We start from the raw sequence: 20,541 nt of genomic DNA on the forward strand, positions 1-20,541 counted from the left end.
GCTCAAACCGCTGGCCGGGTTGACCCTGACCTACGCNTCGCCGACCCGGATGGCAGCGAAATCAATCAGGCCCTGCTGCGCTATGACCACAAGTACGGCGCGGCCGTGCTCGGCCGCCAACGGATCAACCTGGACAACCAGCGCTTCGTTGGCGGCGTGGCCTGGCGGCAGAACGAGCAGACCTACGACGGCGCCCTGGCTCAGCTCAAACCGCTGGCCGGGTTGACCCTGACCTACGCCTATATCGACAACATCAACAGCATCTTCGGCCCCGGTAACGGTCAGTACGACACTGCCGCCAACCCGGCCAATATCGAAGGCCACAGCCACTTGCTCAACGCCCAGTACATCCTGATGCCGGAGCTGACCGCCACCGCCTACCAATACCGCTTGGGCCTGGACAACCTGACGGCCGGCAGCCAGTCGAGCAAGACCACCGGCCTGCGCCTCAACGGTGCCATCCAAGGCGTCAGCTACGTACTGGAATATGCGCAGCAGAGTGAATACGCCGACAACCCGCTGGATCTGGATAGCGACTACTACCTGGCCGAACTCGGTTACACCGTCCAAGGCGTGGCACTGAAAGCCGGCTATGAAGTGCTCGGCGGCGACAGCGGGCCGGGCAACCGCGCCTTCCAGACCCCACTGGCGACCAAGCATGCCTTCCAGGGCTGGGCCGATATCTTCCTGATGACGCCCGCGGGCGGCGTCAAGGATGCCTACGCCGGCGTCACCGCGCCGTTGTTTGGCGGCAGTCTGCAGGCCTGGTATCACGACTTTCGCGCCGAAGAAGGCAGCAGCCAGTATGGCGAGGAGATCAATCTGTCCTACGCCCACCCGATTCCGGGCGTGAAAGGCCTGGTTGGGCTGGTCAAATACGCCAGCTACGATGCCGATGACTTTGCCGTGGATACCGACAAGCTCTGGGTACAGCTGCAATACAGCTACTGATAGCCCCGGCCCCGCAACGGGGCCATCTACTGATGGCGCGCGGCGAGGACGCCGCGCGTCTGCGGAGAGTCCTATGACCAGTCGACTTATCATCCCCCTAATCCTGCTCTGCAGCCTGCTCAGCCCAACGGCCTGGGCCACCATCAACGCGGCCGAAGCAATGAACCTGTCGGGCATGCAGCGCATGCTCAGCCAGCGCATTGCCAAGAGCTACCTGATGCTGGGTGCCGAGATCCGCCCTGACCTGGCCGAACAGCAACTCGACCAGAGCATCGCCAAATTCGAAAGCAACTACCTGGCCCTAAGCGAATACGCACCCACCGCAGAAATCCGCAGCGCCCTGCAAGAGGCCGGCACAACCTGGCAGCGATACCGCGAACTGGCACTGTCGCGCCCCGATAAACAACAGGCACTGCTGGTACTGGAGCTCAGCGATCAGTTGCTGACGCAGAGCGAGCAGGTGGTGCAACTGCTTGAACGCCACAGCGGTGGCCGCAGTGCGGTGCTGGTCAACCGTAGCGGTCGCCAGCGCATGCTCAGCCAGCGCATCGCCAAGCTGTACCTGGCCATTAGTTGGCGCTTACCGGTCGAGGGCCTGCAGCCGAGCTTCGAGCAGGCCGTCGGCGAATTTGAAGTGGCGCTGCAGGAGCTGCAGCAGGCCGACCAGAACACCGCGCAGATCAGCAAGGGCCTGACCCAGGCCGAAGCGCAGTGGCGCTTTACCCGCGCCGGGTTCAACCTGGCCAGCGACTCGCGCTACGTGCCGACGGTAATTACCACCACCACGGAAACCCTGCTGTGGCAGATGAACGAGCTGACCAATCAATATGAAGGAGTAATGCTGACAGGCTCCTGAAGCCACCCTGTAGGAGCCAGCAAGGACTAGGCGTCCCCCTGGCTCCTACATATCAGCCTTCGCTGCGCACCCTTTTCACTGCATCCAACCAGCCGTCATACAGCTTGCTGCGATGACTGTCGGCCATGCGCGGGTCGAACCGCTGCTGCCGATGCCAATGCCGGGCGATGCTCTCCAGGTCTTTATAAAGCCCAGCTTGCAGCCCCGCCAGATAAGCCACACCGAGCGCCGTGGTTTCCGTGACTTCCGGGCGCTCCACCGGCACTCCGAGGATGTCGGCGAGAAACTGCATAACCCAGTTGTTTTCCACCATGCCGCCATCCACCCGCAGCGCGCTGGGCTCGGCGGCGCCGTCCTGACGCATGGCTTCGAGCAGATCACGGGTCTGATAACACACCGACTGCAGGCCGGCGGTGACGATTTCCTTGATCCCGGTATCGCGGGTCAGGCCGAAGATTGCGCCACGGGCTTTCGGGTCCCAGTACGGCGCACCCAGGCCGGTAAAGGCCGGCACTAGGTACACGCCGCAGGCGTCACCGGTCTGCTCGGCCATCGCCTCGGAATCACGGGCATGGCTGATCAGCTTGATGCCATCGCGCAGCCACTGCACGGCGGCGCCGGCGACAAAGATGCTGCCCTCGACCGCATAGGTAACCTTGCCGTTAAGGCGATAGCCCACAGTGGTAAGCAGGCGGTTTTTCGAGGTGACCGGCGTACTGCCGGTGTTCTGGATCATAAAGCAGCCGGTGCCGTAGGTGCTTTTCACCATGCCTGGGGCAAAGCAGGCCTGACCGATCAGCGCGGCTTGCTGATCACCGGCCATGCCCAATACCGGAATCGCCGCGCCTAGCAGCCCAGGCTCGGTGCTGCCAAAGTCGGCAGCGCAATCGAGCACTTCGGGCAGCAGGCTGGCGGGAATCTCGAACAGCTTGAGCAGCTCTTCGTCCCACTGCTGGCTGTGGATATTGAATAGCAAAGTGCGCGAGGCGTTGCTGGCATCGGTTTTGTGCGACTTGCCACCGGTCAGGCGCCACAACAGAAACGAGTCCACGGTGCCAAAACGTAGCTCACCGCGCTCGGCACGCTCACGGGCGCCGGGGACTTTTTCCAGAATCCAACGCAATTTGGTCGCGGAGAAATACGGGTCGATCAACAGCCCGGTCTTGGCTGCCACCGCCGCCTCATGTCCGGCGGCTTTCAGCTCGGCGCAGTAATCGGCGGTGCGCCGATCCTGCCAGACAATCGCCGGATGGATCGGCATACCGGTCTGCGCATCCCACACCAGGGTGGTTTCGCGCTGGTTGGTGATGCCAATCGCGGCCACATCACTGGCACTCAGGCCGCTCTGTTTGAGCGCCTCACGGCATACCTTGAGAGTGCTCAGCCACAGCTCTTCGCCGTCATGCTCAACCCAGCCGTCCTGCGGGAAATACTGCTTGAACTCCTGCTGTGCACGCGCCACGGGCAGCCCCTGAGCACTGAAGACAATCGCCCGGCTGCTGGTGGTGCCCTGGTCGATGGCAAGCAGGTAATGAGACATGCAGATTTCCTTGTTTTTATAAGTTGTAGAGCGGCTGCTAGCCGCGACCAATAGGTGCAAACAAAGCCTGCGTCAGCTGCGCCAGCACAGCGGCGTCCAGCTGCACTTCGAGCCCGCGCCGTCCGGCGCTGACGTAAATGCTGGGAAACTGCTGCGCCGACTCATCGATAAAAGTACGCAGGCGCTTCTTCTGCCCCAGCGGGCTGATGCCGCCTAACAGATAACCGGTAGCGCGCTGTGCTGCAGCAGGGTCAGCCATATCGGCTTTCTTCACTCCGGCGGCATGAGCCAGGGCTTTCAAATCCAACGTACCGGCCACCGGCACTACTGCTACCAGCAGCTCGCCCTTCTCACTGGCCGCCAGCAGGGTCTTGAACACCTGAGCAGGCTCAAGATTGAGCTTTTCCGCAGCTTCCAGGCCATAGGAAGCTGCTTTGGGATCGTGGTGATAACTGTGCACCTGGTGCACAGCCTTGGCTTTTTTCAGCAGATCAATGGCAGGAGTCATGTTCGAATGTGAAAACAATCTGACAAAGTTGGCGTACCTTAGCCCAAATTGGCTGCGACGACAGCCTATAATGGCGCGCACTTTCAAGGAGTTTTCATGACCCTGCCGCCCCGCCAACACGACATTCTCGAACTCGCCCGCGAACGCGGCTATGTCAGCATCGACGAGTTGGCCCAGGCGTTTGCCGTCACTCCGCAAACCATCCGCCGCGACATCAACCAGCTCGCCGAACAGGGCCTGCTGCGCCGCACCCACGGCGGTGCCGCCAGTGAAAGCTCAAGTACGCAGAACACCGCCTACAGCATGCGCGCCGGGCAGATGCGCGATGAAAAGCAACGCATCGCCGCCGCCATCGCCGTGCAGATTCCCAACCACGCCTCGCTGTTTATCAACATCGGCACGACCACCGAAGCCATCGCCCGTGAACTGCTCGGCCACAAGGGCCTGAAGATCATCACCAACAACCTGCACGTGGCCGCCCAGCTCAGCGCCAAGGCCGACTTCGAAGTGCTGCTGGCCGGCGGCACAGTACGCAGCGACGGCGGCATAGTGGGCCAGGCGGCGGTGGATTTTATCCAGCAGTTCAAGGTCGATTTCGCCCTGGTCGGCATCAGCGGTATCGATGAAGACGGCAGCCTGCTCGACTTCGACTACCAGGAAGTACGGGTCTCCCAGGCGATTATCAGCAATGCGCGCCAGGTCTTTTTGGCCGTCGACTCCAGCAAGTTCGGCCGCAACGCTGTGGTGCGCCTAGGCTCGGTCGCGCTGGTCGACCGAGTGTTTACCGATGCAGCGCCCTCAGCTGCGATCAATCGCTTACTCACTGAGCACAAGGTTCATCTCGACCTGGTGTAAGCCCCCGTCGAACCAGCCTCGTATCTGCTGCGCGTCGGCGATACTGCGTTAGAAATGGCCTCGGAAAGCCGCTTGCGGCTAACGCGCTTTAGCGCGGCCCGAAGGGCAAGTGAAACGAGTACTGCTCATTTACAGCCAGTAAACTCGACTCGGGCATCCTGCTTCGTTCTACCTCCTGCATCCATGCAGTCGTCCGCGCCCTCGGCCATTTCTGCCTTGTCCCGCTCTAGCTCGCGAGACCCGAGGCAGGTTCTTCCCTCTTCACAGGACGACCACTGGGCGCGAAAGCGCATTACGGGGTGGCGAAGCCGTGATTATTCGACTAGCATATTTTCGAAAGTGAACATTCAAAGTTCAATACTGACTTTCGGTGCCGCCATGCCTACTCGTCCCGCCAGCAACACTCCCCTCGCTGAAGTCTATGACCTTGCCGTGATCGGCGGCGGCATCAATGGTGTCGGGATTGCCGCCGATGCAGCCGGACGCGGCCTGTCCGTGTTCCTTTGCGAAAAGGACGATCTGGCGCAGCACACCTCATCGGCCAGCAGCAAGCTGATCCACGGCGGCCTGCGCTACCTGGAGCACTACGAATTCCGCCTGGTGCGTGAAGCACTGGCCGAGCGCGAAGTGCTGCTTAGCAAAGCCCCACATATCGTCAAACCCATGCGCTTTATCCTGCCGCACCGCCCGCACCTGCGGCCGGCCTGGATGATTCGTGCTGGGCTGTTTCTCTATGACCACCTAGGCAAGCGCGAGAAGCTGGCAGGCTCGCGCAGCCTGCGTTTCGGCGCCGGTAGCCCACTGCAAGCCGAGATCACCCGCGGTTTCGAATATTCCGATTGCTGGGTCGATGACGCCCGCCTGGTGGTACTCAACGCCATGGCTGCCCGCGAGCAAGGCGCCCACGTGCACAGCCGCACCCGTTGCGTCAGCGCGCGGCGCAGCAAGGGCCTGTGGCATATCCATTTGGAGCGCAGCGACGGCAGCCTGTTCTCGATTCGCGCCCGCGCCCTGATAAATGCCGCCGGCCCTTGGGTGGCGCGGTTTATTCGCGAAGATTTGAAACAGGAATCGCCTTACGGCATTCGCCTGATCCAAGGCAGCCATATCGTCGTGCCGCGCCTGTTCGACGGCGAGCAGGCTTACATTCTGCAGAACGAAGACCGCCGCATCGTCTTCGCCATCCCCTACCAGGAGCGCTTCACCCTGATCGGCACCACGGACCGTGAATACCAAGGTGATCCGGCTAAGGTGGCGATCAGCGAGGAAGAAACCGACTACCTGTTGAATGTGGTCAACGCCCACTTCAAAAAGCAGCTGCAGCGCAGCGATATCCTGCACACCTACGCTGGCGTGCGACCGTTGTGTGATGACGAGTCGGACGATCCCTCGGCGGTCACCCGCGACTACACCCTTTCATTGTCTGGCCACCCCGGCGAAGCGCCGCTGCTCTCGGTGTTCGGCGGCAAGCTAACCACCTACCGCAAGCTCGCCGAATCGGCGCTGGCGCAACTGGCGCCGTTCTTTCCCAAGATGGGCCCAAGCTGGACCGCCAGCAGCCTGCTACCCGGCGCAGAGCAGCTGGACAGCCAGAGCGCCTTGGTGGAAGCGCTGTGCGCCCGCTTTGGCTGGCTGCCCACCTCACTGGCGCGGCGCTGGGCCAGCAGCTACGGCAGCCGCAGCTGGGTAATGCTCAAAGGTGTCAGCAACCTCAGCGACCTTGGCGAACACCTGGGTGGCGGCCTGTACACCCGTGAAGTCGACTACCTGTGCCAGGAAGAATGGGCTATGCAGGCTGACGACATTCTCTGGCGGCGCAGCAAACTCGGTCTGTTCACCACCCCGGCGCAACAAGCCAAACTCGACAGCTACCTGCGCATCGAATCGCCGCGCAGCCCGGAAGATGCTCACGCAGCGTAAATCCCCCGCATAAATCCAGGCCATAAAAAATGGTCGGGAATCATTTTTAACGTCGCGTAGCGACGGCCCGCAGGGTGACCGCCATGGATGGCAGGCCATAAAAAAGGGCGACCGAAGTCGCCCAAATTGCCTTGCGTGCCCCTTACAGCAAAATCAGCTCTGCTTGCGCTTGTGCGAATCCTGCCAGATGAAATAACCGACACCGGCGAAGAAGGCGACCATCAGACCGACGGTGCCGATACCGGCGAGAACTACGACATCGATAAACATGGTTGCCTCCTGCTATGAAGCCTGTGTGGGTATGGCTTCAAATTAACAGGGGCTGCAGGGGCGCTATTGATCCAGATCAACAAGCGGCGGGCGCGGGCCAGATGAGGCAGGGCTTAGCTGATCCAGATCAACAAATCAGCCTATGACGGAGCCGCCTCAAGGCTTTTTCGGTTTGCCCTTGGGCTTTTTCTTGCCCTTGGGCAGCGGCAGGGCCTGCTCGAAGGCATCACGCATTTCATTGAGTTTCTTATCGCGCAGGTCATGGATGCGCTTGTCGCGCTCGGCGGCGAAATCAATCAGCTTGTCGTCTTTGCTCATGGGCTCGGCTTGATCAAACGAAAGGTCAGGTTCAGACGTGGTGCGCAGAGGCTGCGCGTCTTCGCCACTTGATGCTGCCAATAATGCTGGGTTGGCCCACGCATGACCAGCAACGAACCATGCTGCAGCGGCAACGAATGCTCAATGCGGCTCTGCCCCTTGCGGCGCAAGTCGAAGCGCCGGGTGCCGCCCAGGTTTAGCGAGGCGATCAGCGGATTAGCACCCAACTCGGCTTCATCATCGCTGTGCCAGCCCATGGAGTCCTGGCCATCACGGTAATAGTTGAGCAGCACACCATTGAGTGGCTGCCCCACCGCCTGTTCCACCTGCCCGCGAATCAGCGCCAGCAGCGGCGTCCAGGGCAATGGTTGATGGGTTAAACCTGAATAGCGGTAACTGGCCTCGACGTCGCCATACCAGGCCACCAGACGCGGCACCGGCAATTGCCGCCCGTAAATCTGCACCTGCGGCTGCTGCCAGGGCGTCTGCGCGCTCAATTCGGCCAGCCAGTGATCGGCAGTCGCCGCATCCAGCCACTGCGCCAGCAGCTGCAAATCGGCGTTGGGCAGCTGCAAGGGGCTGTCGGCAAATAGATCCACGGCTAAATCACTCAAACTTCCACATCCACCCACAGGCCCTGGCGCGGCAACTCGCCCACCACGGCTTCATCGGCCTCGGCCACTTCGCCTTCGGCAAGCTCTTCAGGGGTGTAACCGTGGCGGCGCTGACGGCGGCGCTGCTCTTCACGCAGCAGCGCTTCGGCTTCCTGCGGATGGCGCTTGTCCAGGCTTACGCCACTTTCCTTGGAGCTTTCGGCGGACGCTGTGACCGGCGGGATTTCCGGGCGCGGTTTGACCACGTCGTGCTGGACGGTTACGGGAACCAGACTGTGGGGGATTGGCGGCAGCATCTATTTAGCCCTCCTTTGGTCAGACTGTCGGCCAGTCAAGCCGCGACTTGAGCCTTGCCTCGCTACACTTTCGATCTACCTAAACACACAAAGTGCCCGATGCGTAGTAATGCGCCTTGGGCCAGGGCCCGACGCTGCGTTAACATAGTCGGCTTTTTCACGCGGGAGACAAGCATGGCGCAGTATGAACCGGGGCAACGCTGGATCAGTGACAGCGAAGCGGAGCTGGGTTTGGGAACCGTTCTGATGCAGGACGGCCGCATGCTCACCGTGCTCTACCCGGCCACCGGCGAAACTCGCCAGTACGCCCTGCGCAATGCGCCCCTGACCCGCGTGCGCTTCTCGCCGGGTGATGAAATCACCCATTTCGAAGGCTGGAAGCTGACCGTGCAGGAAGTCGACGACGTCGACGGTCTGCTGGTCTATCACGGTCTCAATGCGCAGCATGAAAGCGTCACCCTGCCGGAAACCCAGCTGTCGAACTTTATCCAGTTCCGCCTGGCCAGTGATCGCCTGTTCGCCGGGCAGATCGACCCGCTGCCTTGGTTCGCCCTGCGCTACCACACCCTCGATTACACCAGCCGCCAGTTGCAATCCAGCCTCTGGGGCCTGGGCGGCGTGCGTGCGCAACCGATTGCGCACCAGCTGCATATCGCTCGCGAAGTCGCCGACCGCATCGCTCCGCGCGTATTGCTGGCCGATGAAGTGGGCCTGGGTAAAACCATCGAAGCCGGCCTGGTGATCCACCGTCAACTGCTCTCAGGGCGCGCCAGCCGGGTGCTGATCCTGGTACCGGAAAACCTCCAGCACCAGTGGCTGGTGGAAATGCGCCGACGCTTCAACCTGGATGTCGCGCTGTTCGATGAAGAGCGCTTTATCGAAAGCGATGCCAGCAACCCGTTTGAAGACTGCCAGTTGGCCCTGGTTGCCCTGGAATGGCTATGCGACGACGAAAAGGCCCAGGACGCGCTGTTTGCCGCCGGCTGGGACCTGATGGTGGTCGACGAAGCGCACCACCTGGTCTGGCACCCCGAGCACGCCAGCCCTGAGTACGCCCTGGTTGAACAGTTGGCCCAGGTCATCCCCGGTGTGCTGCTGCTCACCGCCACCCCGGAACAGCTTGGCCAGGACAGCCACTTCGCCCGTCTGCGCCTGCTCGACCCGAACCGCTTCCATGATCTGGCCGCCTTCCGCGCCGAAAGCGAGCACTACAAGCCGATTGCCGAAGCCGTGCAGGAACTGCTCGACCAGGGTCGCCTGTCGGATGCTGCGCACAAGACCATTCACGACTTCCTCGGCGCCGGCGGTGAAGAGCTGCTGGCAGCAGTCAATGCCGGTGACAGCGAAGCCTCCGCACGTCTGGTGCGCGAACTGCTCGACCGCCACGGCACCGGCCGCCTGCTGTTCCGTAACACCCGCGCCGCCGTGCAGGGTTTCCCGGATCGCGAGCTGCACCCCTACCCGCTGGCAAGCCCCGACGAATATATGGAGCTGCCGCTGGGCGAGCATGCCGACCTGTACCCGGAAGTCAGCTACCAGGCGCAGCCGGATGTCGATGAAGAACAACGCTGGTGGAAATTCGACCCGCGCGTCGAGTGGCTGATCGACACCCTGAAGATGCTCAGGAAATTCAAGGTGCTGGTGATCTGCGCCCACGCCGAAACCGCCATGGATTTGGAAGACGCCCTGCGTGTGCGCAAAGGCATCCCGGCTACGGTGTTCCATGAAGGCATGAGCATCCTTGAGCGCGACCGCGCGGCGGCCTACTTCGCCGACGAAGAGTTTGGCGCCCAGGTGCTGATCTGCTCAGAAATCGGCTCGGAAGGTCGTAACTTCCAGTTTGCCCACCATCTGGTGCTGTTCGATCTGCCGGCCCACCCGGACCTGCTTGAGCAGCGTATCGGCCGTCTCGACCGTATCGGCCAGAAGCACCGTATCCAGCTGCACGTGCCCTACCTGGAAAACAGCCCGCAGGAACGCCTGTTCCAGTGGTACCACCAGGCGCTGAACGCCTTCCTCGCCACCTGCCCAACCGGCAACGCCCTGCAGCACCAGTTCGGCAGCCGCCTGCTGCCGCTGCTAGAAAGCGGCGATGACGGCGAATGGCAGGCCTTGGTCGATGAAGCCAAGACTGAGCGTCTGCGCTTGGAAGGTGAGCTGCACGCCGGCCGCGACCGCCTGCTGGAGCTCAACTCCGGCGGCGCCGGCGAAGGCGAAGCGCTGGTCGAGGCGATTCTCGAGCAGGATGACCAGTTCGCCCTGCCGATCTATATGGAGCAACTGTTCGACGCCTTCGGCATCGACAGCGAAGACCATTCCGATAACGCGCTGATCCTGCGCCCCAGCGAAAAAATGCTGGATGCCAGCTTCCCGCTGGGTGATGACGAAGGCGTGACCATCACCTACGACCGCGACCTGGCCCTGGCCCGCGAGGACATGCAGTTCCTCACTTGGGAACACCCCATGGTGCAAGGCGGCATGGACCTCGTGCGCTCCGGCTCGATGGGCAACACCGGCGTTGCGCTGATCAAGAACAAGGCGCTGAAACCCGGTACCGTGTTGCTGGAACTGCTGTATGTCAGCGAAGTGGTCGCCCCGCGCGCGCTGCAACTGGGCCGCTACCTGCCGCCTATCGCGTTGCGCTGCCTGCTCGATGCCAACGGCAACGACCTGGCGGCCAAGGTCTCGTTCGAAAAGCTCAACGAACAGCTGGAAACCGTGCCGCGTGCCAGCGCCAACAAGTTCGTCCAGGCCCAGCGTGACAGCCTCAACCCGCTGATCAACGCTGGCGAAGGCAAGGTCGCCGAACGCCACGCTGCGCGCGTCGACGAAGCCAAGCGCCGCCTGGCGGCCGAAACTGACGAGGAACTGGCGCGCCTGATCGCCTTGCAAGCGGTCAACCCAAGCGTGCGCGACAGCGAACTCGACGCCCTGCGCCAGCTGCGCGAGCAAGGCCTGGCCATGCTCGACAAGGCGGCGTTGCGTCTGGAGGCCATTCGCGTACTGGTCGCGGGTTAAGCAGCATTGGCTACTGACCGTTGAAACGTAGGCGAGGCCGCCGAGACAAGGCGAAAACAGGCGAGGAAGCGGAGTTTACTGCTGTAAATGAGCATTCCGAGCCTGTTTTCAACGCAGTATCGGCAACGCAGGTAGTTTCAACGGGCTGCTAGAGTCAGAAGCAATACTTCTGTCATCACAGCCCACAGGAGCTCACAGTGCCTGCACGCGCCGCCTCGCGCCGGTTTCGTCATAGCCTCGGCGGGCTTTGCCTGCTGGCGCTGCTCCTGCTTCCCCTGCTGCATCTGTGGCCCGCGCTAAACGGGTTGAACAATGCCCACCTCGACTGGCTGATCCGCCAGCGCGCCGCCGAACAGACGCCCGACCCGCGCCTGTTACTGATTGATATCGACGACCTAAGCCTGCAAGTGCTGGCCGGTGAAGCCGGAAAATGGCCGTGGCCGCGCTCGCTGCACGGCGAACTACTGGAATACCTGCTCAGCCAACAGCCCAAGGCCGTGGCCTTCGACATCCTATTCAGCGAGCCTGATCAGTTCAACCCGGACGCCGACAGCTACTTTGCCGAAGTGCTGCAGCGCAGCTCCAAAACCTACCTAGCCGCCCTGGTTCAGCAAGCCGATAAAGGCAGCCAGCCGCCACTGCTGCGCGACTATCCCGCATCCACCTGGCAAGCCCCAGGACAACGCGGCACGGACGATCAACGCGGCCTACTCCTGCTGCCCAACGCCTTCCCCAGCGAACTGTGGCGCCTGGGCAGCATCAACTTTCGCCCGGATGCCGACGGCATCGGCCGGCGCTACGAGCTGTACCGCAGCTTTGCCGACTGGCGCCTGCCCAGCATGCCTGCGCGCATCGTGCATGACCTTACCGGCAGCTTGCCGCAACAACAGAACCTGCTGCTGGACTGGCCCGGCACCAGTCGCCTGCCCTACCCACGCCTGCCCTATGCCGCCGTGCTGGCGGCAGCGCGCAATCAGGGCGAACCGCTGGCAGCCGAACTGTTCAAGGACCGCATCATCGTGATTGGCACCACCGCCGCCGGCCTGCACGACCTGCGTCCGACCCCGCTGGATACCCTCTATCCGGCACCGTTTATCCTGATGACAGCCATCGACAACCTGCTCAACAACAACCAGTTGCAGGAAGCCGAGAGTTGGCTGGAGCTGCTCGGCCCGCTGCTGTTATTACTCGGTTTGAGTGGATTGCTGCTGCGCGAACAGCTGCCGGCGGCCTTTGCCCTGTGCCTGCTCGGCAGCCTGGCATTGTTCGCCGGCAGCTACTGGCTGGCCTTGCAGGGCCTGCTGCTTGGCGTGTTGCCCGGGCTGATCTGCCTGTGGCTGCTACTGGCCGCGGCGCTGGCGCTGTTCTACCTGCGCCGGCGCCAGCAATTGCAGGACACCATTCGTCTGTTCAGCCGTTTTATGGACCCCGTGGTGGTCAACCAGCTGGTGTCGCGCGACGATCCGGAAGCCTTGCTGGCAAGCAAGGAGTGCCAGCTCACCGTGCTGTTTTCCGATATCCGCAGCTTTACCACCCTCTCCGAGCAACACACCCCAACAGAAATTGTGCACCTGCTCGAAGGCTATTTCAGCAGTCAGGTCGAGGTGCTGTTCAAGCACCAGGCGACCCTCGACAAGTTTATCGGCGACGCCATCATGGCCTTCTGGGGCGCGCCGCTGGACAACCCGCAGCAAGCCGACCAAGCCATCCTGGCGGCCATGGAAATGCTGGAAAACCTCGACGCTTTTCGCCGCGACTACAACTGCCCGGATTTCGACATCGGCATCGGCCTGCACACGGGACCAGCGGTCGTCGGCCTGGTCGGCGCAAAGCAGCGCTATGACTACACTGCAATAGGCGACACGGTGAACCTCGCCAGCCGCATCGAAGGGCTGACCAAGGGCCGCGCCCATCTGCTGATTTCTGCCGCCACCCGTGAGGGCTGCACGCTCGATCTGGACTTCGTGCCCCAGGGCGAACACCAGGTAAAAGGTCGCGCCGAAGCCGTAATGCTCTACGAACCGCGAAGGAGACATGATGAATAAAGGCCTCTGCAGTGCCCTTGTGGCGCTGATATTCAGCTTCTACGGCTTCTCGGCACTGGCCGAAGTACGCCAGGCGCAGACCCTGCAGGACAGCGCCCTGCGCGCAGACCCCAGCGCCTCGGCCGCCAGTGTCGGCCAGGTCGGCAAACAGACGCAGGTACTGGTGCTGGAACGCCAGGGCGGCTGGTATCAGGTAGAGACTTCAAGCGGCCAGCGCGGCTGGCTGCCACTGCTCAGCCTGCGCTTTGCCAAGGATGCGCAAGCCAGCCGCAGCAATGACCTGGGCAGCCTGCTCAAGCTCGGCAACCAGGCCTCCCCTGCCAGCGGCGTAGCCACCGGGATTCGCGGTATCAGCGACGAAGAATTGCGCAGCGGTAGTGCCAACACCTCGGCCAGCGTGCAGAGCCTGGATGCCTTCGCCGCCAGCCCGAGTGAGGCGCGCAGCTTCGCCCAGCAAGGCGGCCTACGCAGTCAGAACCTGCCCTACGCCCGCTAATACGCCGAGAGGAGAGCGACATGCAAACAGCCGTATTACTCAAATGCGCCAGCCTGCTCGGCCTGGTTGTCAGCCTCAGCGCCTGCCAGGGCATGGAAGGTATGCAGATTCAGGGCGTCGATCTGGGCAAACTGGCCAGCGCCGGCCAGCACCTGACCAACATGGGCCAGAAAAGCGTCGATGAAGAGCGGGTGATCGGACAGAACACCGCCTCTATCCTGCTGAGCAAAGCTGCGGTGCTGAACAATCCGCCGCTGCAGGCCTACGTCAACCGCGTCGGCCTGTGGGTCGCCCAACACAGCGAGCGCCCCGACCTGCCCTGGCGTTTCGTCGTGCTCGACAGCCCGCAAGTGGCTGCCTATGCGGCACCCGGCGGTTACGTGTTTATTACCAGCGGCATGCTCACTCGGATGAACAGTGAGGCCGAACTGGCCGGCGTACTGGCCCATGAAGTCGCCCACGTGGTGCAGCAGCATCACCTCAAGGCCATTCAGCAGCAGGCGCAAACTGGCTTGCTGACTGACCTCGCCACCCTCGCCGTGCAAGCCGGCGCCGCCGACAAGGGAGGCAGTCAGGCCGGCGAGCTGACCGACCGCTTTACCCGCAGCGTCAGCGATCTTTACAGCCGCGGCCTGGATCGTGGTGATGAATACGAAGCCGATGCCATGGGCGCGGTAATCGCCACCCGCGCCGGCTATGACGCCTACGGCCTGGCCGGCGTGCTGCAGACCCTCGGCACCACCCGGCAGAACGACGCGGCGCTCACCAGTTTTCTCAAGGTGCACCCAGGTATCGACGACCGCCTGCAGCGCCTGCAGCCGGTCTATCTGTATATCGATAAGAACGCCAGCGGCCAGACCCAAAGCCTGGATGCCCGCTATCAGCAGGCGCTTAGAAGCAAGTGATAGAGGCCAATAGCCCCACCTCAATGAGTGTGGGGATGTTCACGGGTACAGGACGGCTCGTAATCACACACGTGATGGCTAAACGGTGAGGTGGTGTGCGAGCCCGGCGCACCCGTCACCTGGAAGCAGCGGCTGGCGATAAACAACTGCACCAGCTCGGCGTCGAGCAAACCGCTCTGCGCCTCACTCTTGAGAATATCCAGCGCCCGCTCCAGCGGCATTGCCGGTTTGTAGGGGCGATCCGCCGCAGTCAAAGCATCGTAGATATCGCAGATGGTCATGATCCGTGAGGCGCAGGGAATCGCATCGCCAATCAAGCCTTTCGGGTAACCGCTGCCATCAAGTTTCTCGTGGTGTGCGCCTGCGATATGCGGCACGCCCTGCAGGTCCGGAGTCCAGGGAATCAGGCTGAGAAACTGCTGGGTGTGCACCACATGCCGCTCGATCTCTTCGCGCTCGGCCGTGGTCAAACTGCCTTTGCGCACCGCCAGGGCGCTGAATTCACCCTCGCTGAGCAGGCTGACCAGGCAATTGCCGGGGGCTTTGACCAGTTCGCCCTGCACTTCCTGCAGGTGCTGGAAATCCCCTTCACTGAGCATGCTTGGCTCGTTCGCCTGGATGATGTTGTTCAGGTAACGCTCCAGGCGCTCGCATTCATAGGCCAGCTCGGCTTCCATTTGCAGGCGCCGCTCATCACTCAGACCACCCTGATGACGGTAGGCATGCAGCATCTTGCGCAGGGTCTGGTTACGCAGGTTTTCCTGAGCCAAGGCAACGCGATAACGCAGGTTTTCCAGCACCGGCTCGGCGAGCTTCTTGGCTTTTACCAGCACATGCTCGCGCACCCCGACCTTGCCGAAATCATGCAGCAAAGCGGCGTAGCGCAACTCGCGCAAGCCATCGACGCTCAGAGCCTGTTCGCGCAAGCGCGAATCTGAGGCGTGGGGCAACTGGTTGGCCAGAGTCAGGCACAGTTCAGCAACCCGGAAGGAGTGGCCGCTGGTGGTCGGGTCACGCTGTTCAATGGCAAACACCGAGGCCTGCACGAAGCCGTCGAACAGCCGGCTGATGTCATCCAGCAACTGGCGATTCTCGATCGCCACTGCCGCCTGACTGGCCAATGCACGCAAAGACACGGCGGTTTCTTCATCAAAGGCAATCAGCTCAGGCTCAAGCTGCTCGCTACCCTTGCGCTGGCGGTTGATAAATTCCAGCACGCCAACCACTTCATGGCGATGGTTGCGCATGGGGATCGCCAGGATCGACATGGTGCGGTAGCCCATCTGCAGGTCGAAAGAGCGGTTAAAGCGGTACGGCGCATCGGCAGCAATCGCATACACGTCCTCGATATTCAGCTCGGTGCTGGTTAGTGCCACGTAGCCGGCAATCGAGGCCTTGCTCAGCGGCATGCGCTGGTCCTGAAAGCTGTTCTGGCTGAGCGTGCCGTTCTGCGTCAGCTTGAAGATCAGCTGCGCCGGCGCATCCGGGCGGCGGCTGACCAGAAACAGCGAGGCGGCGTCACTGTTGGACAAGCGCCGCCCTTCGATAAGGATTTTTTCCAGCAAACGGTCCAGGTCACGCTCAGCCGATAACGCCAGACCCACGTCCACCAGTTTGCTCAGATCATCATGCTTGCCCGCCAGGGCGGCGGCCAGTTGCTCGGTTTGATGCCGCAGGCTGTACTGCTCGCCGGCAAAACGCAGCAACGCCGACAGCTCCTCGACACTGGCGTGTGGCGGCAACGGCAGGACGCCAGGCTGATCCATGCAGCCCACCAGAATCGCGCCGCAACCCAGCCAGTCGGCCAACGGCCGGAGCGCCAGCAGCCGCTCATCGAGCAGCACCAGCGCCAGTTCATCCGGCAAAGAGTCAGGGGCATCAATCGGCTGCAAGCTCAGTGGGCACTGAGCCAGGAGGTTGTGCAGGGGGTGTTCGCCAAGCGCATTGCTGTGGCCCAGCACAAGGCGGGAAGTGCCCATGGTGGTTGTCCTCAGTCGCAGTTGCGTGACAGCAGTGCGACTGAGTATTGCACAGGATTTAGCCGTTGCCCGGCCGTCCGGCGCATGCCGAACGGCCGGGTAAAACAGCTTAGGTGGCAGGCTGCAGCTGCATGCCTTGCTGCATTTTCGCGGCATCGGCGACGAAGCAGCGCGAGGCCTGCAGCAGCGCCAGCATAGTCAGTAGCAAGGCCACCGGAATCAGGTACATGGCGTTGTGCAGGCCGACAGCCTTGAAGGTCTCGTTCATTTCACTGGCCCCGGCCGCGAGCATCGCCGCGTGGGAATAGTGATCCGACAGCATGCCCACCGCCAATGGGCCAAGGCCGCCACCGAGCAGGTACAGACCAGCGAAGAACAGCGCCATGGCGGTGGCCCGCAGGCGCGGCTCGATCACATCCTGAATCGCGGTATAGACGCATGTGTAGAAGTTGTAGGCAAACAGCCAGCCGATGCTGAACAGCGCCACGAACACCGCAATTTCCACCCGCTCGGCCAGCAGGGCGTAACCCGTGGCCATGGAAGCAATCAACATGCTCAGCGCGGCAAACAGCAGACGCCCGGTCTGCCAGCGCTGGTGGATCTTGTCCGCCAGCCAGCCGCCCAGGGTCAGGCCGACCAGACCGGTCAAGCCGACGATTACCCCGGTGGCCATCGCCGCCTGCTCCAGCGGCATCAGGAAGTAGCGTTGCAGCATCGGCACCATGAACGAGTTACAGGCATAGGTGGCGAAGTTGAAGGCCAGGCCGGCCATCACCAGCCACCAGAAGGTGCGGATTGCCATGACCTTGCGCAGAGGTTTTTCCACCGGCGTGGTGCGCGACTGCACCAGCTCGGCCGCGCCGCGCTTGGGTTCCTTGATGAAGAACATAAACAGCGCCAGGATCAGCCCCGGCACGGCGGCAATAAAGAATGGCGCACGCCAGCTGTCGAACGCCTTGACCATTGCACCAATGGTGAAGAACGCCAGCAGCAAGCCAATCGGTAGGCCGAGCATAAAGATGCCCATGGCACGCGCGCGCTTGTGCGCCGGGAACAGATCGCCGATCAGCGAGTTGGCCGCCGGCGCGTAGCTGGCCTCGCCAATGCCGACGCCCATGCGAATCAGCAGGAAGCTCCAGAAGTTCCAGGCCAGGCCGTTAACTGCGGTCAGCCCGCTCCAGACTGCCAGGCCCCAGCCCATGATCTTGCGCCGCGCGCCGGTGTCGGCCATGCGCCCCAGCGGAATGCCGGCAATCGCATAGACGATGGTAAAGGCGGTACCGATCAAGCCCAGCTGCAGGTCACTGAGATCCCATTCCATGCGGATCGGCTCGATGATGATCGCCGGAATGGTGCGGTCGAAAAAGTTGAACAGGTTGGCGAGAAAAAGCAGGAACAGAATGCGCCAGGCATTCGCCGCTTGTAGGGACTGCTGCTGCATGGGATCCATCTCTATTTGTTGTTATCGAAGCAGGTCGGTGGCGCATGGCCAACCGCCGTATCCAGCATGTGCAGGCGCAATCTAGAGCCTTGCGTCTATGCTGTCTGTGACTATTTGTTGCGTGTATGCCGGGTAATGGGCGCTCAGGCAAGCACACAGGTCACAAAGCGCATCGGAAAAACTCCGGATATGCCTCAGTAAAACCGTGTGAAACAGCGAGATTTTCTATTTTTCATGCTACAAACAAGCCTGTTGAGCGAAACATGGCCATTTGCCGCTCCACCCTCGTTAGCCGCCGGAATGTCTCTAAATGAAAACAAAAAAAGACGCTGTGACCTCCCCCGCGACCGAAGCCACACTGGCTGACCTGGCTGATACCTTGCTCGCGCCGCTTGAGCGCCCCTCCCCGCTCAAGCCCCCCATGCGACTGGACAGCAGCGGCGAGCAGTACATGTACTTCACTGAGCGCGACATTGATCGCATCCTCGATAACCTAGACGGCCTGCGCAGCCTGGTGTTCCCTCCGGCGCCGCAGGATGACGACAGCGAACGGCGGGTGCAGCACTTCCCCTCGGTCTGTTTGATCGGCCTCGGCCGCTGCGGCTCGAACATCGCCCTGGATGTCGCCTCCCTGGTCTACAACGCCCGGCAGTTCTACCTGAGCGAGTTCAACAACGAAGAAAAGGCCGTGGCCGAGCAGGATTTCCGCCCCACGCGCTGGATTCGCAGCAACCTGCTGCGCGCACCGAACAAGGACAGCAAGCCGGTATTCCTGATCGAGCCGCTGGTCATGCTCGGTGACTTGGACAAGGACATCGAGGGGCGCATCCGCTTCTCACGCAAGGGCGAAACCAGCGGCTTCCTCAGCGACTACAGCAAGATGAAAATCATGGACCTCTCCGAGGTGCATGCGGGCGGCGCCGGTAACGCGCCGATCCTCGGTCAGTACCTGGCCAAGATCATCCTCAACAAGGACACCCAGCGCTTCACCAACGAAGACTGGAAGTTTATTCACAGCTACCTGATCGACTCCTGCGGCATCAAGGCCAACCAGTCGCGCCTGTACTTCTACATCTTCAGCGCCGGCGGCGGCACAGGCTCGGGCATGGCTTCGGAGTTCGGCCTGGCGCAGCAGTTCGCTTACATGAGCAAGACCTTCGACACCAAGAATTTCGACGAAAGCCCGGAGAACCGCGACCACAGCTTCGTCTTCGAGCCGATCTTCACCAGCGGCATCTGCATCCTGCCGAATATCTCCGACCAGCGCAGCGAGATGTCCGAAGCCCTGCACATCAACGCCGGCCGCCTGCTGTGCAAGTACCTCGCCGAGGAGTGGGACTTCTCCTACAACTTCGACAATGAAGAGAACAGCGAAGAAAGCGTGATGCGCCGCATCCGCCCATGGAACGCAATGATGCTGATCTCCAACGACATCATGCGTTATGCCGAAGAGAGCGACGACGGCAACATCCAGAACATCGACGTCAACGCCATGGAGCGTCACGCCAACCAGTACATCTCGCAGCAGATCTTCAACATCCTCACCGCCCAGGCGGTGACTACCGACTACGACCAGAACTACTTCCGCCGCGCCGGCATCGACATTGGTGAAACCATCCGCCTGGACGCCAACGACCTGTTTATGAGTCTGGCCGGCCCGGTGGCCGTCGCGTATGCCGAGTCGGTGGTGCCCGAGCAAAGCGCGGCGACGCTGGAGAAATTCCGCGTGCTGGACAAAGAGCCGTCGCGGCTGAATATCGACGACCTGTTTTTCCGCTCCATCGACCTGCCGCACTTCAACAAGGTGACCCAGGCCATCGAGGGCATCAGCCTGCTGCCAATCGAGTCCAAGCGTTACCGCGAAGCGCTGGATGAGTACAAGAAGTCTGACTACAACGCCGCCAAACTCAGCGACCTGCACTTCTTCAAGAACTGCTCCTCGGTGGTGTCGATTGTCTCGCTGCCGAAAGACTACAAGCTGTCCTATATGGACCTGAACCGGCTCAAGACCCACCTCAACAGCCTGTTCCCCAACACCACGCTGAAGCGCTATGCGCTGGTGATCGGCGCCTCGGCCAACCTGTCGCTGACCACCCTGATCGCCAAGAGCCCGTGCCTGTCGGACGACTTCCTGACGCTGATCGTGGCCTTTATCAAGCGCTGCTTCGCCCGCGACCCACACCGCTTCGACGAGAGCCTGGACAACGCCATTCTCGATTTCATCATGAGCGATGAGTTCGACGAGGTGCGTGTCGACGCGATGCTTAACGAGTACGAAAACCCGGCGAAGATCCTCGACACCAACTGGTACGCGATCAAGCCGATGTACGAGAAGAAGTACCGCGAGCTGATCCACGATCAGGACAAGTTCGTCTCGATCAACGACATCCGCCTGTCACGCGACAGCGTGAAAAAAGCCATCAAGTACTTGCGCGAGATCTACCGCCACCGCATCGGCAAAACCCGGGTTATCTCGCTTAACAAGTACGCCGAAGACAAGCCCGAGTAAGCCACTGCAACCTGCAACCC

General features: G+C 61.7%; 17 protein-coding genes. 9 read left to right on the forward strand and 8 right to left on the reverse strand.

The window, feature by feature from the left end:
• Together ACQ4LH_RS08530 and ACQ4LH_RS08535 are read left to right on the forward strand one after the other, a co-directional pair.
• Positions 1-951 (forward strand): alginate export family protein (locus ACQ4LH_RS08530; protein ID WP_430696784.1); only part of this gene is annotated, 951 nt, incomplete at its 5' end.
• Between the two features lie 73 nt (positions 952-1,024).
• Entirely contained in the window at positions 1,025-1,807 is a 783-nt protein-coding gene (locus ACQ4LH_RS08535; RefSeq protein WP_430696785.1) for a type IV pili methyl-accepting chemotaxis transducer N-terminal domain-containing protein, read from the forward strand.
• Between the two features lie 52 nt (positions 1,808-1,859).
• Here ACQ4LH_RS08535 and glpK read toward each other — a convergent pair whose 3' ends face one another.
• On the reverse strand, positions 1,860-3,347 hold the full coding sequence (gene glpK / locus ACQ4LH_RS08540) for a glycerol kinase GlpK (protein WP_430696786.1): 1,488 nt from the start codon (positions 3,345-3,347) through the stop codon (positions 1,860-1,862).
• 37 nt (positions 3,348-3,384) lie between these two features.
• On the reverse strand, positions 3,385-3,855 hold the full coding sequence (ybaK, locus tag ACQ4LH_RS08545) for a Cys-tRNA(Pro) deacylase (protein ID WP_430696787.1): 471 nt from the start codon (positions 3,853-3,855) through the stop codon (positions 3,385-3,387).
• 96 nt (positions 3,856-3,951) lie between these two features.
• Between ybaK and ACQ4LH_RS08550 the strand changes: the two genes are divergently transcribed.
• A complete protein-coding gene (locus ACQ4LH_RS08550) occupies positions 3,952-4,710 on the forward strand; it encodes a DeoR family transcriptional regulator (protein ID WP_430696788.1) in 759 nt (252 codons plus the stop codon).
• 378 nt (positions 4,711-5,088) lie between these two features.
• On the forward strand, positions 5,089-6,630 hold the full coding sequence (gene glpD / locus ACQ4LH_RS08555) for a glycerol-3-phosphate dehydrogenase (protein WP_430696790.1): 1,542 nt from the start codon (positions 5,089-5,091) through the stop codon (positions 6,628-6,630).
• Positions 6,631-6,783: 153 nt separating this feature from the next.
• Here the strand turns inward: glpD and ccoM are convergent, their stop codons facing one another.
• The 4 genes from ccoM to ACQ4LH_RS08575 form a co-directional block, all read right to left on the reverse strand.
• Positions 6,784-6,900, reverse strand: a complete 117-nt coding sequence (ccoM, locus tag ACQ4LH_RS08560; protein ID WP_325175658.1) for a cytochrome c oxidase subunit CcoM — start codon at positions 6,898-6,900, stop codon at positions 6,784-6,786.
• A gap of 156 nt (positions 6,901-7,056) precedes the next feature.
• Positions 7,057-7,218, reverse strand: a complete 162-nt coding sequence (locus tag ACQ4LH_RS08565) for a hypothetical protein (RefSeq protein ID WP_090248299.1) — start codon at positions 7,216-7,218, stop codon at positions 7,057-7,059.
• Entirely contained in the window at positions 7,215-7,817 is a 603-nt protein-coding gene (locus tag ACQ4LH_RS08570; protein ID WP_430697027.1) for an alpha-ketoglutarate-dependent dioxygenase AlkB family protein, read from the reverse strand. The genes ACQ4LH_RS08565 and ACQ4LH_RS08570 overlap by 4 nt, the downstream gene beginning before the upstream one ends.
• An 11-nt stretch (positions 7,818-7,828) precedes the next feature.
• A complete protein-coding gene (locus ACQ4LH_RS08575) occupies positions 7,829-8,128 on the reverse strand; it encodes an aspartate-semialdehyde dehydrogenase (RefSeq protein WP_430696791.1) in 300 nt (99 codons plus the stop codon).
• Between the two features lie 174 nt (positions 8,129-8,302).
• On the opposite strand from ACQ4LH_RS08575, the gene rapA reads away from it, so the two are divergent.
• From rapA to ACQ4LH_RS08595, 4 genes are all read left to right on the forward strand, one after another.
• Entirely contained in the window at positions 8,303-11,146 is a 2,844-nt protein-coding gene (rapA, locus tag ACQ4LH_RS08580) for an RNA polymerase-associated protein RapA (protein ID WP_430696792.1), read from the forward strand.
• A 197-nt stretch (positions 11,147-11,343) separates the two neighbouring features.
• On the forward strand, positions 11,344-13,191 hold the full coding sequence (locus ACQ4LH_RS08585; protein ID WP_430696793.1) for a CHASE2 domain-containing protein: 1,848 nt from the start codon (positions 11,344-11,346) through the stop codon (positions 13,189-13,191).
• Positions 13,184-13,687: an SH3 domain-containing protein gene (locus ACQ4LH_RS08590; protein WP_430696794.1), complete on the forward strand. Its 504-nt coding sequence runs from the start codon at positions 13,184-13,186 to the stop codon at positions 13,685-13,687. The genes ACQ4LH_RS08585 and ACQ4LH_RS08590 overlap by 8 nt, the downstream gene beginning before the upstream one ends.
• A 20-nt stretch (positions 13,688-13,707) precedes the next feature.
• Positions 13,708-14,592: a M48 family metalloprotease gene (locus ACQ4LH_RS08595; RefSeq protein WP_430696795.1), complete on the forward strand. Its 885-nt coding sequence runs from the start codon at positions 13,708-13,710 to the stop codon at positions 14,590-14,592.
• A 20-nt stretch (positions 14,593-14,612) separates the two neighbouring features.
• On the opposite strand, the gene ACQ4LH_RS08600 is transcribed toward ACQ4LH_RS08595, so the two are convergent.
• Together ACQ4LH_RS08600 and ACQ4LH_RS08605 are read right to left on the reverse strand one after the other, a co-directional pair.
• A complete protein-coding gene (locus tag ACQ4LH_RS08600; RefSeq protein ID WP_430696796.1) occupies positions 14,613-16,571 on the reverse strand; it encodes an HD domain-containing phosphohydrolase in 1,959 nt (652 codons plus the stop codon).
• Between the two features lie 109 nt (positions 16,572-16,680).
• Positions 16,681-18,012 carry a spinster family MFS transporter gene (locus ACQ4LH_RS08605; RefSeq protein WP_430696797.1) on the reverse strand — a complete coding sequence of 444 codons (1,332 nt, stop codon included), beginning with the start codon at positions 18,010-18,012 and terminating at the stop codon, positions 16,681-16,683.
• 310 nt (positions 18,013-18,322) lie between these two features.
• Here ACQ4LH_RS08605 and ACQ4LH_RS08610 point away from each other — a divergent pair, with 310 nt between their 5' ends.
• The gene (locus ACQ4LH_RS08610) at positions 18,323-20,521 is read left to right on the forward strand and encodes a hypothetical protein (RefSeq protein ID WP_430696798.1); all 2,199 of its coding nucleotides are present in this window, start codon (positions 18,323-18,325) and stop codon (positions 20,519-20,521) included.
• Positions 20,522-20,541 lie beyond the last annotated feature (20 nt).

The sequence above is a fragment of the Pseudomonas peli genome (assembly GCF_050563605.1).
Lineage (GTDB): Bacteria > Pseudomonadota > Gammaproteobacteria > Pseudomonadales > Pseudomonadaceae > Aquipseudomonas > Aquipseudomonas peli_A.